14 protein-coding genes, 1 pseudogene and 1 riboswitch are annotated in these 15983 nt (G+C 46.3%); of the genes and pseudogenes, 8 read left to right on the top strand and 7 right to left on the bottom strand.

The window, feature by feature from the left end:
- Nucleotides 1–116: 116 nt before the first annotated feature.
- Nucleotides 117–196: riboswitch (cyclic di-GMP riboswitch) on the bottom strand.
- A 394-nt stretch (nt 197–590) separates the two neighbouring features.
- A pseudogene (locus OEV59_05280) lies at nt 591–734 on the bottom strand (nuclease).
- A gap of 737 nt (nt 735–1471) precedes the next feature.
- Here OEV59_05280 and OEV59_05285 point away from each other — a divergent pair.
- Nucleotides 1472–1993, top strand: coding sequence for an autoinducer binding domain-containing protein (locus OEV59_05285; GenBank protein MDH4227149.1), 522 nt, complete (start codon nt 1472–1474; stop codon nt 1991–1993).
- A gap of 25 nt (nt 1994–2018) precedes the next feature.
- Nucleotides 2019–2759, top strand: coding sequence for an autoinducer binding domain-containing protein (locus OEV59_05290; GenBank protein ID MDH4227150.1), 741 nt, complete (start codon nt 2019–2021; stop codon nt 2757–2759).
- Here OEV59_05290 and OEV59_05295 read toward each other — a convergent pair.
- The gene (locus OEV59_05295) at nt 2737–3381 is read right to left on the bottom strand and encodes a GNAT family N-acetyltransferase (protein ID MDH4227151.1); all 645 of its coding nucleotides are present in this window, start codon (nt 3379–3381) and stop codon (nt 2737–2739) included. The genes OEV59_05290 and OEV59_05295 overlap by 23 nt on opposite strands.
- 154 nt (nt 3382–3535) lie before the next feature.
- Here OEV59_05295 and OEV59_05300 point away from each other — a divergent pair, with 154 nt between their 5' ends.
- Nucleotides 3536–4198 (top strand): hypothetical protein, encoded by a 663-nt coding sequence (locus OEV59_05300; protein MDH4227152.1) that lies wholly within the window; start codon nt 3536–3538, stop codon nt 4196–4198.
- A gap of 433 nt (nt 4199–4631) precedes the next feature.
- On the opposite strand, the gene OEV59_05305 is transcribed toward OEV59_05300, so the two are convergent.
- The 5 genes from OEV59_05305 to OEV59_05325 all read right to left on the bottom strand — a co-directional run bounded on the left by OEV59_05305 (nt 4632) and on the right by OEV59_05325 (nt 12481).
- Nucleotides 4632–5096, bottom strand: a complete 465-nt coding sequence (locus OEV59_05305) for an HD domain-containing protein (GenBank protein ID MDH4227153.1) — start codon at nt 5094–5096, stop codon at nt 4632–4634.
- A gap of 47 nt (nt 5097–5143) precedes the next feature.
- Complete coding sequence (locus OEV59_05310; GenBank protein ID MDH4227154.1) at nt 5144–5386, bottom strand: hypothetical protein; 243 nt, start codon at nt 5384–5386, stop codon at nt 5144–5146.
- A gap of 11 nt (nt 5387–5397) precedes the next feature.
- The gene (locus OEV59_05315; GenBank protein MDH4227155.1) at nt 5398–6171 is read right to left on the bottom strand and encodes a PD-(D/E)XK nuclease family protein; all 774 of its coding nucleotides are present in this window, start codon (nt 6169–6171) and stop codon (nt 5398–5400) included.
- Between the two features lie 70 nt (nt 6172–6241).
- Nucleotides 6242–9382: a DEAD/DEAH box helicase family protein gene (locus tag OEV59_05320; protein MDH4227156.1), complete on the bottom strand. Its 3141-nt coding sequence runs from the start codon at nt 9380–9382 to the stop codon at nt 6242–6244.
- Between the two features lie 3 nt (nt 9383–9385).
- A complete protein-coding gene (locus OEV59_05325) occupies nt 9386–12481 on the bottom strand; it encodes a site-specific DNA-methyltransferase (protein MDH4227157.1) in 3096 nt (1031 codons plus the stop codon).
- Between the two features lie 256 nt (nt 12482–12737).
- On the opposite strand from OEV59_05325, the gene OEV59_05330 reads away from it, so the two are divergent.
- The 5 genes from OEV59_05330 (at nt 12738) to OEV59_05350 (ending at nt 15981) form a co-directional block, all read left to right on the top strand.
- Nucleotides 12738–13370, top strand: coding sequence for a hypothetical protein (locus OEV59_05330; protein ID MDH4227158.1), 633 nt, complete (start codon nt 12738–12740; stop codon nt 13368–13370).
- Nucleotides 13371–13475: 105 nt separating this feature from the next.
- Nucleotides 13476–13970, top strand: coding sequence for a hypothetical protein (locus OEV59_05335; GenBank protein MDH4227159.1), 495 nt, complete (start codon nt 13476–13478; stop codon nt 13968–13970).
- Nucleotides 13971–14639: 669 nt separating this feature from the next.
- Nucleotides 14640–14897: a helix-turn-helix domain-containing protein gene (locus OEV59_05340; GenBank protein MDH4227160.1), complete on the top strand. Its 258-nt coding sequence runs from the start codon at nt 14640–14642 to the stop codon at nt 14895–14897.
- Nucleotides 14897–15736: a site-specific integrase gene (locus OEV59_05345; protein MDH4227161.1), complete on the top strand. Its 840-nt coding sequence runs from the start codon at nt 14897–14899 to the stop codon at nt 15734–15736. The genes OEV59_05340 and OEV59_05345 overlap by 1 nt, the downstream gene beginning before the upstream one ends.
- Nucleotides 15700–15981, top strand: a complete 282-nt coding sequence (locus OEV59_05350; protein ID MDH4227162.1) for a site-specific integrase — start codon at nt 15700–15702, stop codon at nt 15979–15981. The genes OEV59_05345 and OEV59_05350 overlap by 37 nt, the downstream gene beginning before the upstream one ends.
- Nucleotides 15982–15983: the final 2 nt, after the last annotated feature.

A 15983-nucleotide genomic window follows, 5' to 3' on the forward strand; every position in this document is an offset into this window, starting at 1 on the left:
GATGGCAAACCCTCCGTCTGGAATTACGACCGTTAAATTCTAAAATCCCCCTCAAAACAAAAAGCCCGCCGATAAATCGGCGGGCTCACGCATTGGCCCTTTGCTGCTTACTTCACTTCGACAGCCCCTCTATCCTTTTTATTCAGGACAGGTGGCTTTGCGTCCCACGATTACCCGTGGTTTGCCCTTATCGGTGAAACTCACTATTCAATTGTCATTGCCATTGTACTACAATTTGTCGTCGTGTCAAGATTTTTTTAAACCAACAGGCCAAATTTCTATTTACAGCTTTGCGTAATACCTGTAACACCGTGAAATCATGTGAAATTATACACGTCAGCAGATGACAATACACTATCCGTCACCATGGAGCATGGTAGCAATAACGGCCCAATCCGAACATTAATTGCCGACCATTTCCATAAAAAAATCTATATACACATCTTCATTTTGAAAAAACATAGCACAAACGCTGGCGGCTTGGGTAGCCAAAACATAAAAATCGCTTTTTACTCCTTGTCGTAGTTCCGGAAAATATCCTACAAAATTTAAAGAAACGAAAAAAATATGGTCTTTTTCAGCATGTCCTCTTAAAGTTTCGATCTCCTAAAGCCTGCTCCAGCCGCGTCTTCTTCAGTGGCAAAACATTGCTCGGGTTTTGTTTTATCATAATATGTTCCGCCGGGGAGGTGGTATATCATCGTTCCTTTTCGTGTGTTGATATTGCCCTTTATAGGATGGTCTTCGGGGCAGTTCCACTCACTTACAGGCGATACTCCTTTGGAAAATGTCGTAGTGGTTTGGATCGGAGATTCTTTCTTCGGGGCGCAGCCGGATAAGTTTGGGTAACAAGCACAATAACGCACTTGATTGTGCACATGGTAGCCGCCGCGCTTGCGGTCGCCATGTCCGCCACAAGAGTCTATTCCGCCGCCATGAGAAAATGCAATAGAAACGGCTGTGAATAAAAATATAAAAAGCAAACAGACAGCAACCGGAACAGTACGTCTACTCACCTGAAAACCTATTCTTTCCTGTTAGGGGTGTTGCTTCTTTTACGCCGTTTGGCACCTGCTCGGGCACAAGGATGGACGGATGACACAGCGGTATGCTCACCTCAAACTCGATAACATGAGGGCAGCTGTATCTACCCTCGAAGAGGAGACAGGGAGGGGGCACAAAAAGGGGCACAGTGAAACACATTTATTTTTTAGCACACCATACAAAAATCTAAATTTATATTCTTATAAAAGCACTCTTTTACGGTGTGCGTGCCGTTGGGAAGGTAGACCTTGCATCTTATACGCCAGCTGCCCGTCTTATGTTTTTACTGGTTCGGCATGGAGGGTTGCCCTTTTTAACCCTTATACCACAGGCAGGAGAGGATGAGTAGGGAAAAAGTGTGATTGATTATCATGGTTGCCTTTTTAGAGGCGTGTGGATATAATATTTTTGCTTGCAGGAGGGGTGGATGAATGGGTTGTCCAAAAACGAGCTTATCCGTACCCTGGAAATAATCGACGCCGCAGCCCGCTGCAACACGCGGGAAGAATTCAAAGAAGCGCTTTGTCTCATGAAGGAACTTGTAGGTGCCGATTATTGTATCGCCGCTTTCGGCGACATGAACTGGCCCCAGGCATTTAATATTATAAAGTGCGATTATCCTTCCGCCTGGGTCAATCAGTACTTCGAAGAAAAATACTACAACATAGATCCAGTCGTAAGATACCACCGTCAATATACAATGGTATTCGACTGGGCTGACAGCTTCAGGGCTTTCGACGGCAAGAAAGAGCGCGGATTTCTTAACGAGGCCCGTTCTTACGGCATAAAGTACGGAGTGACCGGCGGCATATATTCACCTGTATCCGGCATGACGAGTATTGTTTCGTTTGCGCATAAAAACGCCATCGACGCGAGATACCGTAGAGCGATAGATCGCGCCGCGCCGCATTTGCACGGAGCTTTGGAAAGGGTGTTGAAGACAATGTAGCGTTTCTAATGGGGAGGAGCGCATCATGAAACTCAACGGGGTAAGCAAGCCGGATTTACAGGTCATGTTGGATATCATCCATGGTTCTCTCTTATGTAAGACCGAGAGCGACATGACCGGGCTGATAAGAAAGACCAAAGAGCTGTTCGAGGCAGAGCGCGGTATCTGTGCCGTCGGAGACATTGATTCAGTCAAGCTTACGAAAATTATCAACCTGGATTATCCGCCCTCCTGGCAGGAGTTCTATGTCGCGGAAGAGCTGTACAACGTAGACCCCGTTATACTCTACAACAACAAGAGGTTTTCTTCGTTCTTTTGGTGCGAAGCTTTGCGCTCCCTGGATGCCAATAGTTGCCGTGATATGATGAACAAGGCAGGGGAGTTCGGCCTAAGGCATGGCATTGCCAGCGGCAACCACGCTCCAGGAAACGGCCGAGGGACTATATTTTCCTTTTCATCGTCGTCCTTGAAACGCCGGAAGTTCAGGGACGTTCACAAGGAGATGCTGGACGTTCTGGCCCCGCATCTTCATACGGCGTTGCTCAGGGTGTGCGCCGCTTCTCCGGAATGCTCCGCCGATCTTACGGGGCGGGAGCTCGAGGTGCTCAAATGGGCTCGCGAGGGCAAGAGCAACTGGGAGATCGGCGGTATCTTAAAGATATCCGAGCGGACCGTGAAGTTCCATTTACAGAATGTAGCCGACAAGCTCGATGCCGTCAATAAGGCGCATGCCGTTGCCATCGCTATGGAGCGGAAACTTGTTTGAGAACAGGCTTTAATCCCTCCTGCATCCATTCCAGCAATTCGCGTTTTTTCTCGTATGCCTCGGTCTCGAACCTCTTCCAGTCGAGCAGGCAAACGGCCGCTTGCACGCCGTCGGGCATTATCACGAAAGGAGCCACGGCCTCGGTAGGCAGCCCGGTAAGGCACAGCAGCCTGTAAAAACGTTTATCAACGACCATCCACGAATAACGTATATCGTTATATATATTCCAGTGGTACAGTCCTTTGTAAAGCAACAGTGGCACGTTGATGTCGGCAATGGAGCGGTATTCTTTTTGAACGCAAAAGCGTGTTACCTCGGCGGAGTCTGCTGTCTTTGTGATGGTCATGCCATGCGGCAGCATGCACGAGAACTCGCGTTCTATCATATAACGCTCTGTATGGCGTATCAGGCGCATGTAGCCGATAAATCCTTTTGCGGTAAATACGCCAAGCCCTTCTGAGCAGGCGTCGTATCCGTCCACCTCGCGCCGGTCTTCGCGCTCCGGCACCCACTTGAGCTCCTCGGCAAAGACTTCGTGCCTTAAGCGATAGGCTGCCTCTGTCTCGGCCGGTGTGTCGATAGTTTTTATGCGGTATCCATCGTGATGAATATCAAGGCGCATGCCCTATGAGTATCAGATAAATGCTTTGCGCGTAACTGTCCGTCAGGCGTATTGGAAATATACCAGTATGGATATATAATAAAAAGTTCGCCCCTGTCCCTTCGGACAGGGGCGTTTTTTTGCGTAATTCGGTAAAATTCGGATAAAGGCCAATATGGACAACAAGAATTTTTCGACACTGGCCGCGCTGCTCGGCTTCTGCTATCCCCCGGCAGAGGCCGCGGCGCTGGCCGAGAGGCTGTTTCGGAAGTTCAATACCCTGGCGAACGTAGTGGACGCAGGCGTGCGCGAGCTGATGAGCGTGAAGGGCATGACTGACGAATCAGTGAGGCTTCTAAAGATGCAGACCTCCATAGCCGAAGCCTGCCTTGAGGACAAGGTGCGCTCCTCCTCAGACGTCGTAAGGTGTAAAGACGACCTGCTCAAATATCTTAACCTTAAACTCGGGCGGAGCCGCATCGAGAAGCTCATGGCAATTTACCTGAACGCGAAGTGCGGCGTGCTCGGAATGGAGGTGGTGACAAAGGGGTCTGTGGACCATGCGGTTGTATATATGCGGCGCGTGGTTGATTCTGCGTTAAGGCATAACGCGCGAGCTATTATCTTCGTGCACAACCACCCGAGCGGGGATCCATCCCCGTCAAAGGCGGACTGGAACATGGCCGTAACGCTTCGCCGCGTGCTCGGGTCGGTGGATATAACGGTTTACGATTACCTTATCATCGGCAGGGGCAATCACTTCAGCGGCCGAGAGAGAGGGTGGCTCGCCGGCGCGGAGAACTCCGCCATGCCATCATACTTCGTACATGAAGGATAAATATACGGCATTAAAATGAACGCAAAAACAACAAGATAGACATGCTGACAACAACCGTAACAGCAAGGCTACATTACTTTTTTTACCTGTTAGAGGTATTACTTCTTTTTTTCCTTAACCTATATCTCTGCCCTACTTTCCTTTTCGGGTCGACGCTAATAAGCATAGTGATTGTATCGAGCATCCCGATAACAGCCTTCTTAGTGGCCGGATCGCGCATTAGCGAGACCAATTTGTCTATGGCCTTCTTCTCCTCGGCCGAGTACGTTTGGCACAAAACTTTTTTTTCTAACGCACTAATATTTTTGCTAATTTTATTTTCCAAAAATCCTCCGAAACATGATTGACATGTCCCCAATAGTTGTACCGCCATTGTATCATCAGGGTGAATTTCTACGCATTTGAGCACCAATACTTACATTGAAATATACTCCTACCTCAATGAGACCCTTCGACATGCCCACTCTATAATATCTGGGCTTTTGGCTTCCGAGGTGCAAAGATACTTAGAGGCCGGGCGTATCATAACCCTGCCAAGATCCAGCCTGTCGGCATCCCAGCAGGTCATTACAGTAATATCTGCCTCAGTCCTGCCATTTTCATGATCAAGGCAAGCCTCGCATAAAAGCTCAAACTGTGCATCTGTCAAGCATGTCAGATCTTCACGAATAGACCGCGCGAACTCAGCCGCCCTTTTGCCATGCCCTTTATCAATTCCTTCGCTCTGCCTACAACAATCATGTAAATATGCAAAACACTCAACAACTATCACATCCGCACCGGTCATAGGGGCAAGCTTAAGGCCGTTCTCCAGCACACGCCTCCAATGCTTAATGCCGTGAATGCCGTCTATATCCAGCGCATACCTTTCTATTGCCTTTTGAAGTACATGCCTCACAGACAGAACCCCTTACTCAAACGGTTCATTGTTAAAAATTAGAATCATTACTTACCACCTGTCTCGTAAATAATTTTTCTATCGTGGGTAGACATATACTCTCTTACTTCCTTCACCCCACCAGAAGATGTACTTTTAGTACTATTTATATCATCCCCATAGAATTCAAAATACGTGCCGTCATCGAACAACAAAAAAACTTGCTTTGCCGGTGGCCTCTCCCCGGCTTTAGCAATTATGCCACTTATTTTCTTGCCGACTATTCCTTCCAAACCATCATTAATCGACATAATACCCTCCTTTATTTCCGAAATACCTTATCATCTGTTACCATCTCCACTGCCTCATTATATCTACAGTAATCGCAATCATCCGAGGCCTCGGGGATAACGCCTGCATTCAGGCATTTATGGGCATCCAATAGTGCACCTTCTACCCATGAATCATTGCCGGTATAGGGTATTAAAGTAACATCGAAATCCAGTTTCTCGTTAAATGCGTCTCTATCTGCCTTGCCGTTACAATAAACAAAATACCCGGTATCAAACACCGTCAGGCCATTTCTTCTTAGCAACCACTGGTAAAACTCCATCTGGCGCTTATAGCCATCCTGCCAATCTTCATTGAGTTCCACTATCTCTTTTGTCTTGGCCGTTGCCTTGTAGTCAACAACGATATGCTCGCCCTTGGAATTTTGCCAAAGGTCATCGATTGCCCCGAATACCAGGAAGTTTGTTTTTGCATGATGATACTGAACACCTGCAAAATTAGTCCGCCATTCATTCAACTTCTCATGCGGGGCCGGGCGTGCATCTACCTTATAACGCTCTATCAAGGGATGTTTTGTTCCAGCGGCCCTATAGCTGTCGAATTCCTTCTTTAACAGTTGATCCACAGCGCTATTGATGGCAAAAGGGAACCCTGGAGGCCTTCCAACACCAAGCCTCCTGTCTATATAGAAGCACCTCGGGCATTCTATGAACAAATCTATTTTAGAACGGCTGATCTTGAAAGGTTTACCGTCTGCAGGGTCATAGAGATTTCTAATGCGCTGTGGAGTATAGTATTCTGACATGTGTAATTAACCTATAAATTCACACCCCTACCATTCATTCTTAATTTCCTTCACCTTCAAGTTATCTCTTTTATTTTCTATCTTTCATAATCTCTGCTAAGTAATCATACCCTTCACTTCTTTCTGAAAACAATATATGTGCCTCTGCAAATCGCTTCTTACTCCAAGTACCATCATCATATTTTCTACTCAGCACATCATAAGGAGTGCTGGAAATAACAAAAGAATCTAAAATTATTTTCTTGTATCCTCCCCTATCCCCCATTGCCTTTGCCAACTCAGGCAATCTCTCATGCAACCTTGCCTTTTCATCGTGCATATAAGCATTAGCATGGATCATGCCGTGCGGTTCGATAAAAACAATTTTCTGATTGTCATTATTTTTAATCCATAAAATAAAATCGGGGTAAAAGCCGCAACTTTCAAAAAAACCTATCCCCTTTCCTCGACTAAGGTTCCTTAACAGAAATAGTTCTTTAGCAGCAAGAGATTTATTCTTCTCCTCACGACAATAAGCACGCATATCTTCGATAAACTTACGCTCACTATCACTCAATCCTGGCGGTTCACTTTTAAGTTTATCACCACGTTCTACAAGAAGAGGCTGGTAGAGATGCCTGTCGAAGTGGATGCTTGGCAAGTCCATTAATTCTTCTTTGTAGATTCGATTTCCCTCGTCTATCAGATCCTTTACTGCATTTATTAAAGCTGTCTCCGTGCGAGGTATCTTGACCACATAATCATGAAAATTTGCATCACTTGCATCAAGCGGCTTGTAAATCATGTTCTCGGAAGCCCATCTCCCTTGCTTCATACGGTAGAATTTATCAGTGTACTTTCTTATAATGGCCTGGACCGCCTCCTGCAAGAGATACCTATCAGCGAAAGACACGGGGGTTATAATAGATTCATCGGCTACAAGGCTATATAATCTCGCAGGGTCTTTGGTTGTAAAAATTTCCTTTAAAGTATCTTGGCACACAACCAGATTTGTCATCCCTTTTATTTCTTTATACTCAAGAAGGTCGATAAACGCCGCCTCCCAATCAATGAGTTTCAGGCTTTCTTCGGGAATGTGGCATTCCTTTCCGGCATGTGCAACCCCGGCCGTCATACCGCCCTGTCCACCCGCAAAGGTTTGAACCTTTAACGACATGTCCACACGCACTCGCGCAGACTCATTGGGTTCAAGAACAATGGCAACCTCGTTTTCAAAATTTAGATCGTCACGCATACGAGGCACAACGAGGCCTGCCTTTAGAAAATCCTTATTCGGTTTTATGGCAAGCGGCAGTTCGACTCCGCCAAGGGACTCAACGCCTTCTTTCTCAAGATACTCGCGGAATTGGGACATGTAATTGGCGCGAACGGCAAAGATATTCAACGTCTCAAGGTGATTAATGTGCTCAGGATGCTTACCATCGAGAGCAGAACTACGCTTCAAGGTAAAATTCCTGCCGCGTAACCTCACGCCTCTACCAAAAAGCTGGATAATCTCGGACCCTTCCGTACGCCCAATATTCAAAAGTCCCATGTTAGAGACTCGCCATGAATTCCAACCCTCCATGAATTTCTTGGCACCAATCAGTATGTCTATGCTTGTACCGGGGTCATTAATGCCCTTGAACAAAGACCCGGTAATGGCATCTTCTTCCAAAACGACACCCGATTTATCATCCTCAACCAGTTGCTTAAACGTGCCAGTATCGCCAATATAAATGAGTCCGAAGTAATCGCTACTACCGCCGGCCTTTAGACCCAGTTCACCGGGGCAACCACGGATATCGGCCAAATGCAGTCCGCTTCCGCCTGACGCATGGAAAACTTTTGCAAGAATGTCCTGATAAATCTCGGCGGGACTCAACTTGGCAGAACGCAGGTACTTAAATTTATCACTGAAAACATCGATGCCGTCAGACGTAACCAACCCAGTCTTACCCTCAAGAATCTTCTTAATGGCCTTTCCGGCCCAACCAAGCTTGTTTTCAAGTAAATGATGTAAAAAACGAACGACATTCAAGATGTCGCTGCGTTTTTGCCTGTTCTCGGTATAAACCGCGTTCACACTGCTGCCAACAAAGACCCACAATGGCTTTTCAAGATTATACGGTCTGAGCGTATCTGCCTTCTCCTCAAATACGCACTGCTGTTCATAAAAGGAAAGCAGATTGCCAAGCAACAACGTTTCGGTCATGTCGTCCGAAATATCGTCTTGAAGATTTAGAATGTGAAAATCTTTTCCATAACCATCGCCGTGAAAATACCGATAGGAATAATCAAATAAAATGGCCTTACCGTACTCTGCCGTAAGCTCATCTCGCCCGGCAGCAGTGAGGGCTTGACCGAATGTAGCACTGTACTCGAATGTGACGCCTGTCTCGCCGAGTTTATCCCTGAAACTACGCCAAGCTTCTCCGCCCGAACCCTTATGCCCTTCATCGACGAAGATGAGGTTATTGCCCTCGAATGCCTCGACAGGCACGCTTTCACCGCCGCCGCGCTTTTCATGGACCAATTTAGTTATCTCGATAACACGAACCGCGTTCCTTACGTTCACACCCAAGCCGCTTTCATTAAGATCAAAACGACGGCAAGGAATGCCGGACGCGGCCATTTCGCTTAAATGCTGCTCGCTAAGGCCCTCGTTGGGAGTTAGGAGTAGAATGTTGTCGAGCGGCTGCTTATTGTAATGAAGAAATTGACGATAATTCATGTGCATGATAAGCGTCTTACCGCTTCCGGTCGCCATCCAAAAAGCGAACTTCGTAAGGTCTCGGTCCGAAAACCCTTCGTCCTCTGGTTCTCCGGCCGATTTGGAAGCATTGCGTTCTTCAATGAATGTATTGAGATCTCTTAGCAACGTGCCACGATGGTTGAAGAACCTGTCCAGCAATATCTCCGTATAAAGCAGCGCAAGATACTGAAAGTACCGAAGGGTTATCGGCTCCGGCCTTCGTGCGTTCATTTCACGAAGGTGCTCTCTTATGTTATCGTCATAACGCGCAAGGTCAGAGGACAACACCTTTACCTTGCTTCCGCGCGATTCCAAAAGATGATAAATATAACTACGGCCAGAGGCATCGAAGCCCTCTGCGGCTGTTTTTATGTCGGAGAGAAGATCGCGATTGGCGTTATAGCCAAGAAGGCTATTCAGCCATGCAAGCAGGACCAGTCTTTGTTCGAGTTTTACATATTGCGTGCCATTGGCCATGAGCTACGCCTCCACTGGCGAAAACATCCTGGCTTTGAAAACCGGCTCCAGCGCACGGGCATTTACAATGAATGAATCGCCGTTCACAAACACTTCGTCTGCGCCCTGGGCGAGTTTTTTTTCTTCAACAAACTTCTTGTCACGTTCGAAGTCTGCCTTTTTCCAGTCCTTGGTTTCACGCCAGATGACGGCTATCTCGCGACGGTCGATGCGCCCGCGATAAACAAGGTAGCGGCGGTCCTTGTCATGGAAAACCTGCCGCCTTGAGACGTGAAGGCCGAGAAGATAATTGAATGTTTCAGGTATGTCCACTGTCCTCTTGGTCGTCTGTCCATCACGGTGAACATGAAGTGCGTAGCTGAACGGACTGGCGAGTTTTTCCACGTTAAGCATGGTTTCGCTCTTACGCGCCTCCCAATGGAGCATGTACTTAAAGAGATAATCGTCGAATTTAAGCCCCGCCTGGCCCGACGCATCGTCGAGTTGAATGTTATTGAGCGCGTCTTCGTAGCTCTCAAGGCGCATGTACTTTACGATGCGCGGACTGCGCTCCGCCTCCTCTTTCGTTGCCATGCGTGTGGGCTTGCCGTCCTTCCAATCGGGAGAAAAGGTAACTTTTTTGATACGGGGCAAAATAATTGTATCTAAATAATTATTTACTTCTGCAAGAAAAAATTTTCTTCCAACCATATCTTCACGATTAAGTTCTATCACTGCATGCGCAGTTGTCCCAGAACCAGCGAAGAAATCGAAAACAATATCATTGGGCTCACCACACGCTGCCGCAATAAGCGTTCTATATAGCGACACAGGATGACAATAAGGAAAATCCAAGCTCATTTTCGCAACATCCGTCTTGCCTTTCTTTCCATCCTGGATCATCGACGAAATTTGCATGGTTGACTCTGGGGTCAAAAATCGCTTTTGCTGTGGTTGCACTGTTTCATCTTGTCCAAAAATAATCTCTCCTTTTTCTTCCATTGCTTTTAATGTCTCCGGTGTACGTGAAAAGCCATTTGGTGGTACAGGACAAGGCTTTTGGGTAATCGGATGCAAAAGAGGTTCATGAAATTTTGAATCTGTTCTTGGCTCTGGCGCTCTCAAACTCACTCCTCTGTAAACCCGTCCTTGATCATCCAAATATCGATATGCTTTTTCTCCTCCACTTAGTTCTTCATTTGAATTAATCCATCCTGCATATTCTTTTCTGGCCACCTCACTAACACCACCATGTTTTCGAACAATATCAGCGGCCGCTTTCAATATCGACAATATATTTTTATTAGACATGCAAATTGGTGACTCTTTATTGGAGCGCCACACAATATACTCATGTTGTGTAGCAATCCCCCTCCCCGCATTCATAGGGTTTCTTTTATCCCATGCGATTGTTCCAGCATTTGCAACCGAAAAGTTATCAAAAAGAAGTTGGAGACGTTCATACTCGTTTTCGTCAATGTGGCACAAATACGATCCGAATTTCGACAATAAGGACATCCCGGCACTTATTCTGTTTTCCATCATCGCAAGCCAGCTTGAGTGCTGGTAAGTATTCTTGTATAGAAATCCGCTTGTTTGTGTATTGTACGGCGGATCAATATGTATGCACGCTATTTGCCCTCTATATTGCTCTCTTAAGAAACACAGTGCCTGAAAATTCTCACTATGCACAAGCAGGCCATCGGTCATCTCATCCAGATTTTCAAAAGAAGCCAGTAAGCGGTCAGAGAACTCCTGCTCAAAGTGCTTCGTATCCAGCACCAGCGTCGGGTGGGCCTTTAAAAACGCAGCGCGCTTTTCCTTCTTGTTCTTCCCTGCCGTAAAAAGATCGGCCTGCTCATCATTGATGTGGAAAAGCTCCTTCCACTCTGCCCACTGGGACTCACAATCCGCAATCTCCGGGTAAAAATCCTTGTCAACATTACCGACCGTTATGCAGTACTGTGTCTCGGTTATGAACTTCCTCTTCTCCCAAAGCATCTTCTGGAAGTTCTCAATTTGCGAGAGAAACTCGATGATGCTACCGCCAACCGCCTTGATGACACGCATGACCTGGAACCAGCCCTCGGCGCGCCCCTCTCCGGCAGCCTCCATCTCATCGAGACTCAGGACCTCGTTTTTCAGGTAAAAATCCAATTCGCGGGAGAGAAAGCCGTGCAGGTCCTTGTGAATGAAAAAATCGGAGGTATTTGCGCGCGTATATTGCCTTAGATGATGCCCAAGGAAAGTCACGGGATTGTCTTTCGAGTCCTTTCCCCGTTCCGCCATAATGGCGCGCATAGCATCATCGGCCTTTTTAAGTTGCTTTGGAATGTCCTCCAGCGCCTTTGCGTTCACAGCATCCTGCTGGTTCTTCTTACCGTAACTTATTTCCTCCTGCCCGGTCAGAGGCCTGTACTCGAATGGAATGACAAGGAGACTTGCCTTTTCGTCCCATACGATACCCTTACAACAGGGGATAAAGAAACGCTTATCGCCTTTTACGTTGTTCTGCTCGACGTCGGCAGCTTGAATCTCGAACCTGACTGTTACACCCTTTGAAGCGAATGAATAGCTGGTAAAATGCTCGGCTGTCTTTATGTAGTACTGATCATGATTGGCCCAGTGAAGATGGACCTCCTCGCCATTATAGGGGATAGCGTACTTCTGACGCTTGGAATAACGGCGCTTGGAGATGAAATCGCCCTCATGATAATACCGGCTAAAAAACGAATACAGGTGGTTAAAAATGGCCGCTTCGACGGCCCCGTGGCCACGTCCGCCAGCGGCCTTTGCTTTTAAGTCCAAGTACTTCTTACCAAGCGGCGTTTCACGGTAAGTCTCGGCCAGATTCCCGTCTGCGTCGATAGCGTCCTTGCCAAGGGTCTTGCTGATTTGTTCAGAAACTTCCGCCAATTCTTTTGCAGACCGGGACTGCTCGGCCAGGGCACCACTACTCAACTCATCGGAAACGGCCTTTGGCAACTTCTTGGTGATGAACTCCTCCACGGCATCACGCTTGTAATTCATTATGCGGTATATGCCAAAATCAAGGTCCGCACAGTCGAATTGAAAAAGCTCGCGAAGCAGTGTTTGAAATTTTTCGAGTTCAGCGCTCATGCCAATAAATACCACCCTTCTTTCAACACACTAAAGTACCAAGATTTTATACCAAAATACGGTGACAAATGACAAGAAAAACAGCCGACACGCAACCACGCATCCATGCTGCCTCCGGATATATGGGAATTTACCGGCAAATCATATCACTAAAGAACCTAAAATATCAATATGACAAAACCTTCACTGTTGAACTTGTCCGCAATACATGGTATTTTCCAAATAAACACAACAACCAGCAAATCACCTTTCAACAATGCAGAAAAAAATCAAAACAAAATGTTCCTACTGCAATCGCAAATTCCCCAACAAATACGCCTTTGGAGGGCATATAAAAAGTTGCACCGCCAAAAAGAATGCTTTCGAAAGAAACAGAAAAATTATCGACTCACTAAGGCCCCCTAACGATAACGCGCCTATTTTACAGCAAGAAAACAGAACTCTCCCTTTTATGATTTTAAGAGGATGGAAAAATATCGCCAATTTTCTGAACATTCACCCCCAAACAGCAATCAGGTGGCACAAAAAATCTCTTAAAAAATTTCGAAGAACAAAACGCCTATCTGACAAAATGCCGATCAGCAAATTCGGCACAGTCGAGATCTCAACTCATTGTCTTAATGCCTGGCAAAAAGGTCTGCTAGAAGAATATTATGATACTTTTAACGAAATAATAAGGCTAAACAGAGAAATTTTCGACCTCCTCGGAAAATCACATCACAAAAATATTTCCGAAAACTTACTTACTCTAACTGACCAAAGCAAAGCACTCTGGGGGCACCTCGAAGAAATGAATTCTTCCCATAATAAGAACCTTACTTCGAGAACAACACACATTATGTCAAATAATGATAAAGCATCCACCCAAAAACCACCCAAAAAGCACTAATCATTACGCCATTTTCTTACTAAAGTAACTACCTAATCACCGCCCAGCTGCTTTGACAAAACACATCGGGGGGGCTTTAGACTAACAGTAAATACTACAAATTTCTTGGAAGAACAAGACATGAAAACCTATCGTTCTAAAAAATATTCCCGCATGCTAGCATTTGTCGCGCTACCCTGGGAACTCCTTAACAGCAAAGCCTATATTTCACTGCCACCATCTTCAGGAAAGACTTTGCCATACTTCCTTGGCAAAGTAAAACTTCCATTTAACGCCCCCGAACGCTACACCATCCACTTTACATTTTCCTATACCGAGGCGAGGCGATTAGGGTTTTCCAACGGAACACATCACCGAAACATTTCCGAACTAATGGCAAAAGGCTTTATAGACCCGGTCTGCAAAGGTGGAAAAAGAGGCTTCGGCTTAAGTTCCAGCCTGTTCAAGCTCTCCGAACGGTGGAAAAAATTCGGCATGCCGGATTTTAACGAAATTATTTGGAGTGAAATTTTACCGGAATTCAGAAAACCAAAAATCACTCCAAAAACAGAAACGTACAACTCTAAAAATGGGGCGACAAATGCAAATAACAACGTATAACATTTCCAAAATTGATGCTGCAGAAGAACTAAAAGGCCTGGAATCATTTCCAAATTTAGAGAGTATTCTATATATAGCCATTGGTAGGTAGGTTTTTATATGCTCTCTGTCAGTACTGTGCCATAAAGATGATGTAAAAATCCTTAATGATTTCGGAAAGCGACTATGCGGAGACAAAGAAAAGAAACAGTGGAAAATTGCCGAGCATTTAATTTGACGGCCCTAAAAAGCAAGCTACCAAGAGGCACCACTGCAAACGATATTTCCTTAAGCGTATCGTATTCGATACATGAAGAAAATATTATGACATCCATTATGTTAGCAAAAACGCCCTGCCACTTCGGAGGGTTCCGCTGGTGGCTTTTGTGCCCAACTTGTAGCCGAAGGGTTAGAAGTTTATATAGGCCTCACTACGCAAGATATTACTGCTGCCGACACTGTCATGATTTAACATATATCCAGCGACAACTTCACAAACACGCTTGGTTTGAAAATATGCAAAGGACCTTTTTTATGCGACAAAGACTAATAAAAATACTTGAAGGTGTAGGACAAAAAGGCTTTAGCAAGCTCAAAACAGTACAACTTCTTAAACTTGAGCGCCGAATACTGGCTTTTACCAAAAAATCAAAATAAAACTTGGTTTACCTAAAACTACCAAAGAAACGTATGTGGCTAACGATAAAAGACATAGCTGAACACACCAAGATCAAAACAAAGACCATCTACCACCTCGTGAGTATTGGCGAGATACCGCACTTTCGCATAGGCAGGCTCATACGCTTCAAGCTCGACGAAGTGGAGGCATGGATGATTTCTAAAAAAGCCGCTACCCCTGCCCCGGACCTCCGCCTTGAGAAATTCGGCTTCCAGCGGTATAATAATACCGGAAGAAAGCCAGGCAACTTCGGAGGAAAGGAGGTGTAATGGGACTCTACCGAAGAGGCAATGTCTGGTGGACTAAGCTCAAGTGTCGAGGCAAGACCATAAGACGGTCTACCGACACAACGAACATTACGCTTGCAAGGCGTGTTGAGCAGAAGCTCCTGTATGAACTCGCTTCGGGCAAGTGGTTTGAAGTAAACCCTGCCGATGAGATACTCTTTAGCGAGGCATGGGAGCGGTATCTAAGGGAAGACGCGAAGTTCAAGTCAAAGAGCACCTATTCAAGGGCTCTGCAGGTCGGGAAGCTGATAATTCCCTTCCTTAAAGACCTGAAACTTAGCGAAGTGACTCCCTCGATACTCTGCTCATACAGAGCGCACAGGCTCGGACTCGGGCTAAAGCCGAACACGGTAGCAAAAGAGTTGCACTTTGTGCGCCGTGTGTTTTCGCTATGCAAGCGGGAATGGCAGGTTATAAAGCAAAGCCCGTTTGAGTTCTTCACCATGCCGTCCGAGGACGACAGGCGCGTGAGGTATCTCGAACCGGGCGAGATTGACACCCTGCTTTTCCATAGCCCGGCCTGGCTTAAGCCGATGCTCGTACTTGCCAGGAACACGGGAATGAGACGGGGTAACATCCTTGGTCTTACATGGAGCGAGGTTAATATGCAGGAACGCGTCATAAACCTTGAGCGCACTAAGAACGGCCAGCGCCTTACCATACCGCTAAACAATGCGGCCTACGACGTCCTGGACGGCCTTAAAAACGCCAAGATCAAGCTCCTGCACTATCCAAACGTGTGTTTCACATGGACGGCAAGCCGTTTGACCCTTACAGGGTCTCTATGGCCTTTAAAAGGGCTTGCAGACGCGCTGGCATAGAAAACTTCCGCTTCCATGACTTAAGACATGACTTTGCTTCGAAGCTTGTACAGAACGGCAATGACCTTTACGTCGTTCAGAACCTGCTCGGGCATAAGGATGGACGGATGACACAGCGGTATGCTCACCTGAAGCTCGACAACATGAGGGCAGCGGTATCTACCCTCGAAGAGGAGACAGGGAGGGGGCACAAAAAGGGGCACAGTCAAAATGAAAAAGGGTTAGCAAGCACGCTAACCCCTTGATT

It is taken from the genome of Deltaproteobacteria bacterium, assembly GCA_029858205.1.
Lineage (GTDB): Bacteria > Desulfobacterota > GWC2-55-46 > GWC2-55-46 > DRQE01 > JAOUFM01.

Coding starts and splice junctions, on each gene's coding strand:
- OEV59_05345 (MDH4227161.1), top strand. CDS start 14,897: ATGGGACTCTACCGAAGAGGCAATGTCTGGTGGACTAAGCTCAAGTGT.
- OEV59_05320 (MDH4227156.1), bottom strand. CDS start 9,382: ATGGCCAATGGCACGCAATATGTAAAACTCGAACAAAGACTGGTCCTG.
- OEV59_05295 (MDH4227151.1), bottom strand. CDS start 3,381: ATGCGCCTTGATATTCATCACGATGGATACCGCATAAAAACTATCGAC.
- OEV59_05315 (MDH4227155.1), bottom strand. CDS start 6,171: ATGTCAGAATACTATACTCCACAGCGCATTAGAAATCTCTATGACCCT.
- OEV59_05325 (MDH4227157.1), bottom strand. CDS start 12,481: ATGAGCGCTGAACTCGAAAAATTTCAAACACTGCTTCGCGAGCTTTTT.
- OEV59_05330 (MDH4227158.1), top strand. CDS start 12,738: ATGCAGAAAAAAATCAAAACAAAATGTTCCTACTGCAATCGCAAATTC.
- OEV59_05340 (MDH4227160.1), top strand. CDS start 14,640: ATGTGGCTAACGATAAAAGACATAGCTGAACACACCAAGATCAAAACA.
- OEV59_05300 (MDH4227152.1), top strand. CDS start 3,536: ATGGACAACAAGAATTTTTCGACACTGGCCGCGCTGCTCGGCTTCTGC.
- OEV59_05350 (MDH4227162.1), top strand. CDS start 15,700: ATGGCCTTTAAAAGGGCTTGCAGACGCGCTGGCATAGAAAACTTCCGC.
- OEV59_05310 (MDH4227154.1), bottom strand. CDS start 5,386: ATGTCGATTAATGATGGTTTGGAAGGAATAGTCGGCAAGAAAATAAGT.
- OEV59_05290 (MDH4227150.1), top strand. CDS start 2,019: ATGAAACTCAACGGGGTAAGCAAGCCGGATTTACAGGTCATGTTGGAT.
- OEV59_05285 (MDH4227149.1), top strand. CDS start 1,472: ATGAATGGGTTGTCCAAAAACGAGCTTATCCGTACCCTGGAAATAATC.